Raw genomic sequence first — 14,618 nt, 5'->3', positions numbered from 1 at the left:
TATGTTACTTCTGGTTCCACTGCTCCAGCTTGCGTTTGGCCAGATTCATCGCATCGCCGGTGATTTCACTTGCTTGGCGACGCCTCTCCGCCCACTGCGCCTGCTCCAACGCCCGCATCTGCGCGCGTTCCTCCGCGCCCGCGGCCTTGAGCTCGCGCATGCGCTGGCGCTCGATCTGGCGAGGGGAGGGCTGATGCCAGGACTCCGGGCCCACCTTGGCCACGTAGAGCATGATCCACAACGCGGGGATAAGGAAAAGTAGGCCCGTTCCAGTCAGTGCGGCGGTGACGCCGGACAGGGCGCCGAAGGAGGCGATGGCGCCAAAAAGGAGGCCAAGGGAGCCCACCATGGCCGTGGCCAAGCGAGGCTTCCGTGTCGATTGGTAGGCGCGGGCCACCTCACCTTGGGAGTAGATCTTGAGTTCGCTGCTGGCCTTGGTGGGGATATCCATGAAAACTTCTGCCAGCTCGCGGCGGGTCGTTGCCTGCATCACCGCATCGGTGCGCTCTTCGAACTCATCCATGGTGAGGCGGCCTTCACCCAGTGCTTGGGCGAGGTCGTTGACGGCGTCGGTCCGTTCGGCGTCGGAAAGCCGCATGCTGAAAGGATTAGTCACATTAGCTATTTTAACAGCCTTATTCCTCTGCCTTTTCGCGCACGAGGCCGGAGAGGAACGGGAAGATTGCAACGGTGAGCGCGCCGCCGGCGATGAAGATCGAGGCCATTTCTGTATCGACGATGCCCGAACCCACCGCAAGCGTCATCACCGCCACGATGATGGGCAGGCCGGTCGCCGCGTAAAGAGCCACCTGGATGCGCTCGCGGGTGGTTTCGACGTCGGAGCCGGTTTGGTGGATGTTCTCTCGCAGGAACACCGGCAGGCCGCGGGTGACCAAGATGAGCAGCGGAATGCCGAGGACCTTGAGGGGTTCGTTCACGATGACTTTCCAGTCAATCGCCATGCCGGAGACCACGAAGAAGACGGGGATGAGCATGGAATAAAACACCACGTCGAGGCGGTTCTCCAAGCCCTTATGGAACTCATCGGGCACGATGCGGTTCAGGATGATACCCGCCGCGAAGGCACCCAGCACGATATCGAGCTCAAAGACCGCCGTGACCGCCATGAGAATCGCCAGAATCAAAATGATGAGGCGCATGATGGTCTGATTAGTGGAACCCGCACCAGAGATGAAGGCGTCCTTGAACCACGGCATGAGCGTCGTAATGGCAAAGGGCATGATGGCCACGGCCACCGCGATTGCGATGAAGGCGAGAAGAATCAACATCGTTGTCCACGTGGAGCGCGTTCCCAAAAGGAGCGCCATCGCGGTAATCGGCGCGACCTCACCGATGGCGCCGTGGATGACCACGGAATCGCCCACCCGCGTGCCAAGCAGCTTGTCCTGCTTGAGCATCGGCGTAATGGTGCCCAGGGCCGTCGACGTCAAAGCAATTGCCATGACGATGGCGCCGGGAATGTCATCCATGAGGAAGTACGCGCCGACGCCACACACCACCATGCAGATGAGCCACGTGGACAGCCCCGTCGCGGCTTCTTTCGACTTCAAGCTGGCGAGGTCGATTTCAAAGCCCGCAAGCAGGAACAGCGCGCCAACGCCAAGTTCCTTGAGCATCCCGATGCCGGGGTCTTCATGGGCCAGGCCCAACATCGATGGGCCGATGAGCATGCCGAAGAAAATCAACAGCGCCACGGCCGGCATCTTCTTGCCCAGGGCATGAGACACCAACGGCGCCAACAGCGCCACCGCCATAATCCATGCGAAGGACACCAGCGAGTTGGTGTAGTTGGTCTCGCCCGAGGCGAGGACGTAGGTTACGTCAGTTTGCATGGGGTAGAGCGTACCTGTGGGTCATCAGGCACGCCTACCCCGAGCGTTGGTGGTGTGGCCGACGTCGCACTAGTCGCCCTTGCTTGCCGACGCCCCCGGAGCCTTCGGCGCCGCCGGGGCACTGGGTGCCGCTGGCGTGTCTGGCACAGATGGAGCCTTCGGTGCCGCGGGTGCGCTGGGCGCGGCCGGCGGCTTCGGTGCTGAAGGAGCAGCCGGGGCACTAGGCGCTGCCGGTGCTTGCGGCGCGCTGGGCGCTGCTGGTGCACCAGGGGCGGATGGAGCCGAAGGAGCAGCCGGTGGTGTCGGAGCGGACGGCGCCGCAGGAGTGCTGGGCGCGGTTGGCGGCTGCGGTGTCGAAGGAGCAGCCGGGGCACTAGGCGCTGCCGGTGCTTGCGGCGCGCTGGGTGCGGACGGCGCGGCGGGTGCGCTGGGGGCAGCCGGAGCCGCCGGTGCAATCGGAGCGACAGGGGAGGAAGGAACCGTTGGAGCAGTAGGCACGGTTGGCGCGGACGGAGCTTGCGGCGCAGTGGGTGCTGCAGGAGCGCTGGGGGCGGCAGGTGGCGTCGGCGCTGCAGGTGTTTGCGGCGCAGAGGGAGCGCTTGGTGCGGACGGCGCAGCGGTGGGGGCCTGTGGGGAGCTTGTCGGGGCAGATTGTGCAGCGGGTGCTTCCGGGGAAGGCGCGTCGGAATCTTCCACGGGCAGGCGGCGAGGCGTGTCGAGGAAGGCCTTCTCGCGCGGGGCGGGAAGGTCGCCAGAGGGGGCAATGGCTTCGCGCAGCATGAGCGCCACATCGCTGACCTGTGTCTGCGGCGCGATGGACTTCACGCCACCCGTCAGCATGACATTGCAGAACGGGCAGCCCGTCGCAATCTGCTCGGCACCGGTCGCCACGGCCTGCTCTGAGCGGAATTCATTAACTCGCTTGCCCTGGTTTTCTTCCATGAACATGCGCGCGCCACCGGCACCGCAGCAGAAGGCCGCATCGCGGTTGTGGTCCATCTCCGCAAGCGATGCACCGGTCGCCTCGACGAGCTCACGCGGCGGGTCGAAGACCTTGTTGTGGCGGCCCAGGAAGCACGGGTCGTGATACGTAACGGGTCGGCGATTCTCCGGGGAACGCGGCACGGGCACGAGCAGCTTCTCCCGCACCAAACGGTTGAGCAGCTGCGTGTGGTGCAGCACATCGAAATGGCCGTCGAAGTCCGGGTACTCGTTGCGGATCGTATTGAAGCAGTGCGGGCACGTCGTGATGATTTTGCGCTGGCCCTTCGGGACGCCGGCGAAGGCGTCGTTAAGCGTGGCAACATTCTGTTCCGCCATCACCTGGAACAGGAACTCATTGCCGGCACGGCGCGCCGGGTCACCGGTACAGGTCTCGCCCGTGGCCAGCACACCGAACTTCACGCCGGCGGTGTGCAGCATGTCCACCACCGCGCGCGTCGTGGCGCGGCCCTTGTCGTCGTAGGCACCCGCGCAGCCGACCCAGAACAGGTACTCCAGGTCCGAAAAATTTTCCGCGTCCTCGCCGACAATCGGCACCTCAATGCCATCGGCGCGCGCCTCATCAATCCACGTGCGCCGCTCCGAAGCGTTGCGGCCCCACGGGTTGCCCTTCGTCTCCATGTTCTTAAACAGCCCGGTCAGCTCTGACGGGAAGTCGGACTCCGCCAGAACCTTGAAGCGGCGCAGGTCCGCCACGTGGTCGATGTGCTCGATATCCACCGGGCACTGGTCCACACACGCACCGCAGTTGGTACAGGCCCACAGGACGTCATCATCAATCGTGCCCGCCATCGCCAACACGTTGAGCCCCTCGTGCGGGTTGTAATTATCCAGCGCGCCCTGGCGCAGGTCCATCATGAGCTTCTTCGGGCTCAGCGGCTTGCCGGTGTTCCATGCGGGGCATAGGTCCTGGCAGCGGCCGCATTCGGTGCAGGAGGAGGCGTCGAGAAGCATCTTCCAGCTTCCCGGTTCGAGGTCTTCCAAGTCCGGCGTGGGCAGAGCACCTAGCGCCTTTTCACCGTCGGCGTTGCGCTGGAAGAAGATGTTGAAGAACGCCAGGAAGCGGTGCCACATCACGCCCCACTGGAAATAGCGCGCGATGCATGCGATGAACACCAGGCCCGTCAGCAGCTTCACCAGGGCAAAGAATTGCACCATGCTTGGCGACGTCGGCAGCACCCCCGCCACACGCATCGTCAAGAAATCAGCCCACGGGGACCCACCGCCGTAGGTGGCGATGGCGGAGGCCTTGACAGCGAGCATGCCCAGGCCTTCGAGGAGCACGATGGCCTCCACCAGGCGTGCGGGGAAGACTTGCGAGTTGTAGAAGCGGCTGCCGCGCTCGGTGTGGCCGAGTTTCAGGCGCACGCCAATGAGGAAGCAGATGCCCAGCACGGTGCCGATCGCGAGGACCTCTTCGATGAAGTGGTAGACCGGCCAGTCGCTGAGCCACGGCCAGCCTTTATCGGGCGCGAAGGTTTGGATATAGGCCTCGAACCAGACGATGGCGCCGAAGAGGAAGCCCACCATGACGAGCCAGTGCGCGGCATTGACCAGCGGCCGGCCCTTGAAGTGGGTATGGCCGAAGACTTCGATGAGCACGCGGCCGAGGCGCGCCATGGGGCGGTCGGTGCGGTTCAGCTGCGTGGGACCGCCGGAACGGATAAACCGAAACAGTGCCGTCAGGCGGTAGATGAAGTACAGCCACACCGGGATCGATGCGGCGATGGCAACCCAGCCGAACATGCGCGCTCCTTTAATTGCTGCTGTGCGTGCCTCCTACCTTAAATCCTTAGCCCCGAAATCAGTGAGTCAGGATTCAGCTAGTCCTCGCGGAACTGGGACTGGTGGAGGCGCCAGTAGGCGCCGTGGGCGTCGAGAAGCTCGGCGTGGGTGCCTTGTTCGACGATGCGGCCTTCTTCCATGACGATGATGAGGTCGGCGTCGCGAATTGTGGACAGGCGGTGCGCGATGATGAAGGACGTGCGGTCCGCGCGCAGCGCATTCATGGCCTGCTGAACGAGCACCTCGGTGCGGGTATCCACGGAAGAGGTGGCCTCATCGAGGATGAGCAGCGCCGGCTGCGCCAGGAAAGCGCGCGCGATGGTGATGAGCTGGCGCTCGCCAGCGGAAATCGCGCCGCCATCCTGGTCAATCTTGGTGTCATAGCCGTCGGGGAGGGAATGGACGAAGCGGTCCACGTAGGTGGCCTTCGCGGCGGCGATGACCTCCTCGTCGGTGGCATCGAGGCGGCCGTAGCGGATGTTGTCCATGATGGTGCCCTCAAAGACGACGGCGTCCTGCAGCACCATACCTACCTGGGAGCGCAGCTCGTGGCGCGAGATCTGCGCGGTGTCCACGCCGTCGAGGCGGATGGTGCCGGAATCGATGTCGTAGAAACGCATGATGAGGTTGACCAGCGTGGTCTTGCCAGCGCCCGTGGGGCCGACGATGGCCGCGGTTTGGCCCGGCTCCACGCGCAGGTTGAGGTCCTGGATGAGCGGCTTGTCGGGGTCATAAGAGAAGTTGACGTCGTCGAACTCCACGAGCCCCTTCGCACGCCCACCCAAGCGGGAGGTGGGCTCCTCGGCGGGCTCTTCTTCGGCGTCGAGGAACTCGAAGACGCGCTCGGCCGACGCCACGCCTGATTGCACCTGCTGCATCATTCCGCCGAGCTGGCCCAGCGGCTGGTTGAACTCGCGGGAGTACTGGATGAAGGCCTGGGCACCACCCAGCGTGAGGTTGCCGGAGGCCACCTTGAGCGCGCCGAGCACCGCGATGACCACGTAGGACAGGTAGGAGATGAACTGCATGATCGGCATCATCATGCCCGCCAGGAACTGCGCCAGCGAGGCGGAGCGGAACAGCTCCTCGTTGCGCTTATCAAAGTCCTCCGTCATGGAGTCGATGCGCCCGAAGACGGTCGCCAGGTCGTGGCCGGAGAAGGCTTCCTCGACCTGCCCGTTGAGGTCACCGGTGGCCTTCCACTGCGCCTTGAACTGCTTTTGCGCGCGCGAGCCGACGACCCCGATGACCACACCGGTCAGCGGCAGCGCCAGCAGCGCCACGAGGGCCAGCTGCCAGGACACGGTGAACATCATGACCGTGATGCCGACGACCATGAGCAGGTTATAAAACAGCTGCGAAATGGCCTGCTGCAGCGCCGTCTGGACGTTGTCGGCATCGTTGGTGGTGCGCGACAGAAGGTCGCCGCGCGACTGCGTATCGAAGTAGTTCAGCGGCAGCCGATTGATCTTCGCCTCGATGCGTTCACGCAGATCGAAGACGACCTTCATCACCAGCGAGTTCAGAAGGTAGCCCTGCCACCACTGGAAGAGCGAGGACACCACGTACATCGCAATCACGATGCCGATGATCGTGCCCAGCTTGGAAAAATCAATGCCGAAGCCGGGGTTCAAGTCCATGGCGGAGGCCATGTCCGCGAACTTGTCCTGCCCGCCCGCGCGCAGAGCGGCGATGGCCTGCTCCTTGGTCATACCGGCGGGCAGGTGGCGGGAAATGACGCCGGAGAAGATGACGTCGGTGGCCTTGCCCATAACCTTGGGCGCGGCCACGGCGAGGAACACGCACACGAGATTCATCGCGGCAATCGCGACAAGCTGCGCCTTGAACGGCGCGAGCAGGCCAAAGAGGCGCTTGGCGGAGGGCCAGAAGTTCTTGGCTTTGCGCGGGGCGTTCTCGCCGGTCTTCTCCTCGAGCTCGGCGGTGGTGTCCTCATTCAAAGTAGCGTTATCCTGCTCAGTCATTTAGGCCACCTCCGAGGTCTTCTGGGATTCCACAATCTCGCGGTACGTCTCGGAGGACTCGAGCAACTCCTCGTGCGTGCCGCGGGCCACGACGCGCCCGGCGTCCATGACCAGGATCTGATCCGCGTCCACAATCGAGCTCACGCGCTGCGCCACGATGATGGTCGTCGCCTCCGCGGTGTATTCCCGCATGGCGTCGCGTACCGCGGCATCCGTGAGGACATCGAGCGCGGAGAAGGAATCATCAAAGAGGTACACCAGCGGTCGCGCCACCAGCATGCGCGCGATGGACAGACGCTGGCGCTGGCCACCGGAGACGTTGGTGCCGCCCTGGGAGATGTGCATGTCGAGGTCCTCAACGAAGTCAGCTTGCGCCACGCGCAGCGCCGCCCACAATTCCTCATCGCTGGCCTCCGGCGCACCCAGGCGCAGGTTGGAGGCCACGGAACCGCTAAACAGGTACGGTTTCTGCGGCACGAGGCCCACTCGCTTGACGACGTCCCCTCGTGCCATATCGGCGATATCGGTGCCGTCGAGAAGCACGCGGCCCTTCGTTGGGAGGTAGAGGCGCGGGATGAGGGACAGCGCGGTGGTTTTGCCGGAACCGGTCGCGCCGATGAGAGCGGTTGTGGTGCCGGGGGTGGCGGTGAAGGAGACGTCGTGAAGCACGGGCGCTTCCGCGCCGGCGTACTGGAAGGTGACGTTGTCGAACTCGACCACGCCCTCGGAGCGCTCCGGGGTGAGCGGGGTAGCGGGCTCGACGATGGAGGGATCGTGCTCGAGGACGTCGGTGATGCGGCGCGCGCAAATGACGGCGCGGGGCAGCATCATGGCCATGAAGGTGCCCATCATGACGGCCGCGAGGATCTGCAGCAGGTACTGCAGGAAGGCGGTCAGGGAGCCGACTTCCACGAGGCCATCGTCGACGCGGTGGCCGCCGAACCACAGAACCGCGCCCGTGGCCACGTTCAGGATGACGGTGATGATGGGGAACATGAGGACGAACAGCTGGCCTACCTTGAGGGAGAGGTTGGTCAGGTCGCGGTTGGCGGTGCGGAAGCGCTCGGATTCGTGTTCCTCGCGGGTGAAGGCGCGGACGACGCGGATGCCGGCGATTTGCTCGCGCAGGGTGCCGTTCATGACGTCGAGCTTGCCCTGCCAGGCGCGGAAGAGCGGCATGAGGCGGACGATGATGACGGAAATGGCAGCGAGCAGCACGATGACGGACACCGCGACGAGCCAGGACATGCCGGCGTCTTCGCGAATGGCCATGATGATGCCGCCGATGGACATGATCGGTGCGGCAACCATGAAGTTGAGCATCATCATGTAGACCATCTGGATCTGCTGGACATCGTTGGTGCCGCGGGTAATGAGGGTGGCGGTGCCGAAGTTGCTCATGTCTTCGGCGGAGTAACGGGTGACGCGGCGGAAGACTTCGGAGCGCAGGTCGCGGCCGAGACCCATGGCGGTGCGGGATCCAAACCAGATAGCGGCGATGGCGGCGAGGACTTGGACGAAGGCCACGACGAGCATGATGCCGCCGGTGCGCCAGATGTAGTCGATGTCAACTTGGGCAACGCCCTTGTCAATGATCTTCGCGTTGAGGGAAGGCAGGTAGAGCGTTGCCGCGGTGGAGAGCGCTTGGAGGAGCAGTACCGCGATGACGTAGCCGGTATAGGGTTTGGAGCGGGATAAAAGGATGCGAACGAGTTCCATAGACCAACGTTTCGTGTGAGCGGCCTGGATGGCCAAAGGTCAATGACCGCGCAAGTCTATCCGTTTCCCTGCGCGAGCGTCTAGCTTGCGCGTCTAGCGAGTGCGGTGGCACGAGGACTGGCAGCCGTATCAATGCGCGAGCGATTAGCTCGCGCGTTTAGCTCGCGCGCTCGCGCGCTAGAAGCAGACCGGCGCCCGCTGCGCCTGTGCCGTCACGGCGGCCCAATCCTCGACGTCGTCGGTGGGGTGGCACAGCCCCTCCCACGTTGTAATGGCCACGCCGCGGGCCATGAGCTCCAATAAAACCAAGTGGCGGTCGCCGGAGGCGGAGAGCTGGTTGAGATCCGAGTGGTTGATGTCCGCGTCCGGGCCATAGCCCACGCGGACATTGCCGATGAGCCGCAGGCGCGGCGTTGTCCCCTTCGGGCAGGGGGCGGCAGCGGATTCCGCGCCGGAGAGTCCGGCGAAGCGGCGGAGCAAACCGAAGGGCGCGGGGCGCTCGCAGTAGAGGTCCACGCACAACCCGGCTTTGATGAGCCGCTCGGCGGTGGAGAGTGCTGCGGGGCCGTCCCCGACGATGGCAACACGCTGCATGAGAACCCCTTCAGTTCGGTAGAAATAGACTGTCCAGTCTGTAAATCTAGTCCGCTCGGTTCATTCTGGCCAATTTTTATTCTCCCTACTACCCAAGCTCACAGCCCTCGCACCCCACTGTGGGGCTGCGCACACGCCCGCCTCCCTTTAATGTGAGGTGTCATGACCGAACCGATTAACCTGCTGGACCGCGGCGACTACCGTGACCCCAGCATTAGCCCCGAAGGCACCCGCGACACCGCGCCGCTCGAGCCTGCCGTGGCCCAGCGCAACCAGGAACTCGTCGAGGAGTGGGCCGATAAGCTCCACGACGCCTCCGCCGAAACGATTACCGCCTGGGCCGCCGAATACGCGCCGGGCCGGCTTGCCGTCACGATGTCCATGGAAAACACCGTGCTGGCCGAGCTCGCGCACCGCGCCCACTTAGACGCCGACCTACTCTTTATCGATACCGGCTGGCACTTTCCGGAGACGTTGGGGGTGGCGGGGGACGTCGCCAAGCGCTATGCGGACCTGCCGCTGGTGACCGTGCGCCCGCTGCTGAGCCCCGAGGAGCAGGACAAGATTTACGGCCCGCGCCTGTATGCGCGCGACGTTGCGGCCTATAACCGCATGCGCAAGGTGGAGCCGCTCAACATGGCCATGGACCCCTATGTTGGGTGGGTTACCGGCCTGCGCCGCGCCGATTCCGAGCACCGCGCCACCGCGCCGGCGCTGAGCCTGGACCGCACGGGCCGGCTGAAGATTTCCCCGATTATTACCTGGGACCTCGATGACACTGACGCTTATATCAAGGAACACGACCTCATCATCCATCCCCTCACCCTCCAGGGCTACCGCTCCATCGGCTGCGCGCCGTTGACCTTCCCGGTAGGCGAGGGCGAGGACGCGCGCTCCGGGCGCGTTTTCGCTGACGGCAAGACAGAATGCGGGTTGCACGAATAATGACTCTTTCACCACACCTTAAAGACTTAGAGAACGAATCCCTCCACATCCTGCGCGAAGTCGCCGGGCAATTCGACAAGGTAGGCCTGCTCTTTTCCGGCGGCAAGGACTCCGTCGTCGTCTTCGAGCTGGCCCGCCGCGCCTTTGCGCCGGCCACCGTGCCCTTCGAGCTCATCCACGTCGATACTGGGCACAATTTCCCGGAGGTCATCGACTTCCGCGATCAGCTCGTCGCGGAGACCGGCGCGCGCCTGCACGTCGCCCACGTCCAGGACTGGATCGACCGCGGCGACCTCCAGGAGCGTCCCGATGGCACCCGCAACCCGCTGCAGTCCGTGCCGCTGGTGGAGACAATCGCGGAGCGCGGTTACGACGCCGTCCTTGGTGGCGCGCGCCGCGACGAGGAACGCGCCCGCGCCAAGGAGCGCATCTTCTCCATCCGCGATTCCTTCGGCGGTTGGGACCCGCGCCGCCAGCGCCCGGAGCTGTGGGACCTCTACAACGGCGGCAAGATGGCCGGCGAAAACGTCCGCGTTTTCCCCATTTCTAACTGGACCGAGTCCGATATTTGGGAGTACATCGGCGCGCGCAACCTTAAGCTTCCCTCCATCTACTACTCGCACCAGCGCGAGGTGTTCAACCGCAACGGCATGTGGCTGACCCCGGGCGAGTGGGGCGGCCCGCGCGAGGACGAGCCGCTGGAGACCCGCACCGTGCGCTACCGCACCGTGGGGGATATGTCCTGCACCGGTGCCGTGGAATCCACCGCTGCCTCGCCGGATGAGGTGCTCGCGGAAATTTCCATTTCCACCCTGTCCGAGCGCGGAGCCACCCGCGCCGATGACAAACTGTCCGAGTCCGCCATGGAGGACCGCAAGAAGGAAGGCTACTTCTGATGACGACTACCCTCGCACCGAATGTCGGCGCGCTCAAGCAGCGCGATACCCTGCGCCTGTGCACCGCCGGTTCCGTCGATGACGGCAAGTCCACCTTCGTGGGCCGCCTGCTCTACGACACCAAGTCCGTGCTGGCGGACCAGGTGGAGTCCATGGAGCGTTCCTCTGCCGACCGTGGCTTCGACGGCATGGACCTCTCACTGCTTGTCGACGGCCTCCGCGCCGAGCGCGAGCAAGGCATTACCATCGACGTGGCCTACCGTTACTTCGCCACCGATAAGCGCACCTTCATCCTCGCCGATACCCCCGGCCACGTGCAGTACACGCGCAACACGGTCACCGGCATGTCCACCTCCCAGGTGGTGGTGCTGCTTGTCGACGCCCGCAATGGCGTCGTCGAACAAACCCGCCGCCACCTCAACGTCGCAGCACTCCTGGGCGTGCGCCACGTGATTCTGGGCGTGAACAAGATCGACCTGGTGGACTATGACGAGGCCACCTTCCGCGCGATTGAGACGGAGTTCCACGACATTGCGGCGCGCCTGGGCATTACGGAATCGGTCGTCATCCCGATCTCCGCGCTCAAGGGCGATAACGTTGTGGAACGCTCCACCACGATGGACTGGTACGAGGGCCCGACGGTCCTCGAAACGCTGGAGACCGTCCCTGTAGCCACCGGCCGCGCCGACGACCTGGACTTGCGTTTTCCCATTCAGTACGTCATCCGCGAGCACGCAACCGACTACCGCGGTTATGCCGGGCGCGTGAAAGCCGGGCACGTGGCGGTGGGGGATGAGGTGACGCTGCCGGGCGGGCGGACCTCGACGGTCACCGCGATTGATAGCACCGACGGCCCGCTTGGCTCGGATGAGGCAGCGCGCGCCGGGGATTCCGTGGTACTTAGGCTGGCCGACGATATCGACTTGGCTCGCGGTGATCTCATCGCCGGTTCGCAGCGCCCGGAGGAGGTGCGCGAATTCGCCGCCACCGCGGTGGTCCTCACAGACAAGGAGCTGCGCGCGGGACAGATGGTGAAGCTGCGCTATGGTGCCGCGCTGGTCAAGGCGCGCGTGGCATCGGTGGACCGCATCCTCGACCTAGACGGCGTGGCGGATGTTGAGGCTCCGGAGTCCGCGGCGCTCAATGACATCGCTTACATCTCTGTCCAAACACAAGCGGAGCTGCCGGTAGAGAACTACGCTGCTCGCGGCGCGGTGGGCAATTTCTTGCTCATCGATCAGTCCAGCGGCAACACCCTTGCCGCCGGCTTTGTGGGCCAGCGCCTGCGTTAATACCCCCGTTGACCCGCGGCTTTATGGCCGCGGGTTTCGGCGTTTTAAGCGTTCTTCTCGGCCTGCTTGCGGCCCAAGGTCTTGCGCAAGGACCAGATGAACTCCGCAATCATCAGGTACACCGGCGTGCCGCCGGCGACCATGAAGAAGAAGGCACCGGCGGAGCTGGCCTCGTCGACGTAGTCATCAGCGCCGTAGAGGAGTTCGACGCCGCTGGCGTTGCCAACCTCCGCGAGGGCGCCGAGGCCGCGAATGGTGGAGATAATCCACATGAAGGCCAGCAGACCCCACACGATGCACCACTGAATCGACTGGGCGCGCTGACGGGAGGGCTCCACGGGGAAGGAGAAGTCAATATTGAAGCTGGAGGAGCCGGAAGCCTGGGCGGTCGAAGGCTGCGGCATGAGCTGCACGCCCGAGCCGGACGTGGCGATCTCGCGGATGCGGGCGACGTCCACCTCGGGGCCAAAGGGATCCGCGATAGCTCGGTCATACTGCTCGCGGCGGTCTTGGCGGGAGAAGATGCTGTGGGCGGTGGAGAGTTCGTCGTAAAGCGCGGCGTTGGAAGGGTCAGTCGCGGCGAGGCGGCGCTCGATGTCCGAGGTCAGGGTCGCGGAATCAGCGGAAGGGTCAAGGTTGAGGGAGCTATAGAGGCTGTAGTGTGCCACGAGGCGAAAAGTCCTTTCGAGGGGTTAGCAGGGATCGCTGAAATCTGCATTGTTGTTGAGCGAACGGGCGTTGCCACCGTATCGCGCTTTGAGTTTACAGACCTCATCCACGCTGTGTCCGGCGTCGTAGTAGGCCGCATAAACTTGCTTTCCATCGTGTTCCGAACGCAGCGAGCTGCACGCCGTTCCCGGCATGATGTTGACCCCGGCGTAGTGGGACTTCACGCGGTCGATTTCGGATTGCGGTGACTCGCCATAAGGGACGAGGAGGGAGTCCACGATGAGGATGTAGCGGCCATCGCAGGTTTCCTGAGCTTCTACGTTCTCAGTGTTGTCTGCGCAGAGAGGGATGTCGTCGATGATTTGTGTCGGGACGTTGTCGGCCTTGAGGCGGTCAGCATCCCAGCACTTGATCGACGAGGTGTCATCGACATCGTCGTTCTTATAGGGAACCCATTCTCCACCGCCCCAGGAATAGAGATAAAAAGAGGAGCTGTTTTCTGAGGCGAGGTAGAGCCAGTCGTCATTACAAAACAGCGTCATCGGGCGAGGAATACCGTCCCTGGTCTTCTCAGCTGCCGTACCGCACCTGTCCTGAGGTTTGTTCTTTGACGTCACGGGTTTCGCAGTGCTCGTCTCAACGCTTGTAGTGCGGGCTTTACTGCTTGTTGAGCCGGACTCAGCGCTTGTGGTGGTGCTTGGGGCCACCTGTGTAAAGAGCGCCTCCTGCTCCGTGGTTTCGGAAGAAGAGCGTGACATCAGAAACCACGTGACACCAGCAATGACCGCAAGGAGCACGATAAGGGCGATGATAAGGATGCTCCCCGAGCGTGCAGGACGTTCCGGTCCCTCGTTGCTTGGCGGGGCCCAGGGGTTGTTATCAGTCACGCAGGGAACTCCTTCAAGACGGGGCGGCAGACACAGCTTCCACAGGAAGCCGTGTCACACTTTAGCCGTCTTGTCCCCGTGAGAAAGGGTTTTATACGGGCGGGACGTCGCCGTTCATGATCACCTTTTGCTGGCCCTCATCCCAGCGGAAGCCGGCATGCGTTTCGCCGGTGCGGCCAGCGGTGGTTTCGCCCTCGCGCGGCCAGTGGTAGGTTACGGCGATTTCAGCGTCATTCACGCGCTCGATGGTGGGGAAGAAGCCATAAGGCTCGGCAGTTGCGGTGCCGAGGTATTCACCCTTGTGGAAGAGCATGATGTGGTGCGGCGAGGAGGCCGTAGCACCCTCGATGGCGATGATTAGCCAGCTCAAATCCGCGCAGGGTTCAAACTCTGAGGAAGAAGGCCGCCCCCAACCAAAGCCATTCCACGGCGCGATGGTGCCAATGCCTGATTGATAGGCCTCTTCAGCGTCAATGTCTTCGCAGGAGTCTGGTTCATTCGGGGCAGGTGCTTGGTTGCTCGTGGGCTCCGGACTTGCGGCCTCTTCCGTGGGGCTTTCGGCAGCAACGCTCGTCGGGCTGTTGCGGACCGCGCTAAACATCGGGGTGTCCGCCTCGCCCTGCTCCTCCTGGGAACAGGCGGCGAGCGGGAGGCACATGAGTGCAGCGCCCACAAGGGCAGAAGCAGACCGGAGCATGGGTGTTCCTTCCATAGAATGTGTGCCTCACCTCGAGGCACACGGCTGGTTTTATCTTAGCTAGGCGGAACGTCGCCGCTCATGAAGACTTTGTTCTGGGCTTCATCCCAGCGGAAGTTAGCCTTTGACGTGCCCGTCGGCGCGGCGTTGGCGTCGCCTTCCTGCGGCCAGTGATAGGTCACGGAAATCTCGTTGCCGTTAACCTGCTCGACGTCGGGGGAGAAGGCATAGGGCTCGGCGGTGGCGGTGCCGATGTACTCGCCGTAATGGAAGAGCATGATGTGGTGCGGCGAGGAG

General features: G+C 63.8%; 13 protein-coding genes. 3 read left to right on the top strand and 10 right to left on the bottom strand.

The window, feature by feature from the left end; genetic code table 11:
- Positions 1 to 4: 4 nt before the first annotated feature.
- From HMPREF2537_RS04390 to HMPREF2537_RS04365, 6 genes are all read right to left on the bottom strand, one after another.
- On the bottom strand, positions 5 to 616 hold the full coding sequence (locus HMPREF2537_RS04390; protein ID WP_371326358.1) for a DUF1707 SHOCT-like domain-containing protein: 612 nt from the start codon (positions 614 to 616) through the stop codon (positions 5 to 7).
- A 19-nt stretch (positions 617 to 635) separates the two neighbouring features.
- Positions 636 to 1,853, bottom strand: coding sequence for a cation:proton antiporter (locus HMPREF2537_RS04385; RefSeq protein ID WP_070525846.1), 1,218 nt, complete (start codon positions 1,851 to 1,853; stop codon positions 636 to 638).
- A gap of 69 nt (positions 1,854 to 1,922) precedes the next feature.
- The gene (locus tag HMPREF2537_RS04380; protein ID WP_070525844.1) at positions 1,923 to 4,601 is read right to left on the bottom strand and encodes a (Fe-S)-binding protein; all 2,679 of its coding nucleotides are present in this window, start codon (positions 4,599 to 4,601) and stop codon (positions 1,923 to 1,925) included.
- Positions 4,602 to 4,678: 77 nt separating this feature from the next.
- Positions 4,679 to 6,622: an ABC transporter ATP-binding protein gene (locus tag HMPREF2537_RS04375; RefSeq protein ID WP_070525842.1), complete on the bottom strand. Its 1,944-nt coding sequence runs from the start codon at positions 6,620 to 6,622 to the stop codon at positions 4,679 to 4,681.
- Complete coding sequence (locus HMPREF2537_RS04370) at positions 6,623 to 8,341, bottom strand: ABC transporter ATP-binding protein (protein ID WP_070525840.1); 1,719 nt, start codon at positions 8,339 to 8,341, stop codon at positions 6,623 to 6,625.
- A gap of 177 nt (positions 8,342 to 8,518) precedes the next feature.
- Positions 8,519 to 8,935: a methylenetetrahydrofolate--tRNA-(uracil-5-)-methyltransferase gene (locus tag HMPREF2537_RS04365; RefSeq protein WP_070525835.1), complete on the bottom strand. Its 417-nt coding sequence runs from the start codon at positions 8,933 to 8,935 to the stop codon at positions 8,519 to 8,521.
- Between the two features lie 162 nt (positions 8,936 to 9,097).
- On the opposite strand from HMPREF2537_RS04365, the gene HMPREF2537_RS04360 reads away from it, so the two are divergent.
- Genes HMPREF2537_RS04360 through HMPREF2537_RS04350 form a run of 3 tightly spaced genes read left to right on the top strand, consistent with a single transcriptional unit; the run spans position 9,098 to position 12,068 of the window.
- Entirely contained in the window at positions 9,098 to 9,880 is a 783-nt protein-coding gene (locus HMPREF2537_RS04360; RefSeq protein ID WP_070525833.1) for a phosphoadenylyl-sulfate reductase, read from the top strand.
- Complete coding sequence (gene cysD, locus HMPREF2537_RS04355) at positions 9,880 to 10,776, top strand: sulfate adenylyltransferase subunit CysD (RefSeq protein WP_070525831.1); 897 nt, start codon at positions 9,880 to 9,882, stop codon at positions 10,774 to 10,776. The genes HMPREF2537_RS04360 and cysD overlap by 1 nt, the downstream gene beginning before the upstream one ends.
- Complete coding sequence (locus HMPREF2537_RS04350; protein ID WP_070525829.1) at positions 10,776 to 12,068, top strand: sulfate adenylyltransferase subunit 1; 1,293 nt, start codon at positions 10,776 to 10,778, stop codon at positions 12,066 to 12,068. The genes cysD and HMPREF2537_RS04350 overlap by 1 nt, the downstream gene beginning before the upstream one ends.
- A 44-nt stretch (positions 12,069 to 12,112) precedes the next feature.
- On the opposite strand, the gene HMPREF2537_RS04345 is transcribed toward HMPREF2537_RS04350, so the two are convergent.
- The 4 genes from HMPREF2537_RS04345 to HMPREF2537_RS04330 all read right to left on the bottom strand — a co-directional run.
- The gene (locus HMPREF2537_RS04345) at positions 12,113 to 12,736 is read right to left on the bottom strand and encodes a hypothetical protein (protein WP_070525827.1); all 624 of its coding nucleotides are present in this window, start codon (positions 12,734 to 12,736) and stop codon (positions 12,113 to 12,115) included.
- 24 nt (positions 12,737 to 12,760) lie between these two features.
- Positions 12,761 to 13,624, bottom strand: coding sequence for a hypothetical protein (locus HMPREF2537_RS04340; RefSeq protein WP_070525825.1), 864 nt, complete (start codon positions 13,622 to 13,624; stop codon positions 12,761 to 12,763).
- Positions 13,625 to 13,715: 91 nt separating this feature from the next.
- On the bottom strand, positions 13,716 to 14,321 hold the full coding sequence (locus HMPREF2537_RS04335; protein WP_070525818.1) for an LppP/LprE family lipoprotein: 606 nt from the start codon (positions 14,319 to 14,321) through the stop codon (positions 13,716 to 13,718).
- 56 nt (positions 14,322 to 14,377) lie between these two features.
- Positions 14,378 to 14,618, bottom strand: a 241-nt coding sequence (locus HMPREF2537_RS04330; RefSeq protein WP_148138137.1) for an LppP/LprE family lipoprotein, incomplete at its 5' end; no start/stop codon positions are given.

It is taken from the genome of Corynebacterium sp. HMSC074E01, assembly GCF_001808885.1.
GTDB lineage: Bacteria > Actinomycetota > Actinomycetes > Mycobacteriales > Mycobacteriaceae > Corynebacterium.
The sequence above is the reverse complement of the archived record's forward strand: the minus strand, read 5'-3'. Positions and strand labels throughout refer to the sequence as shown.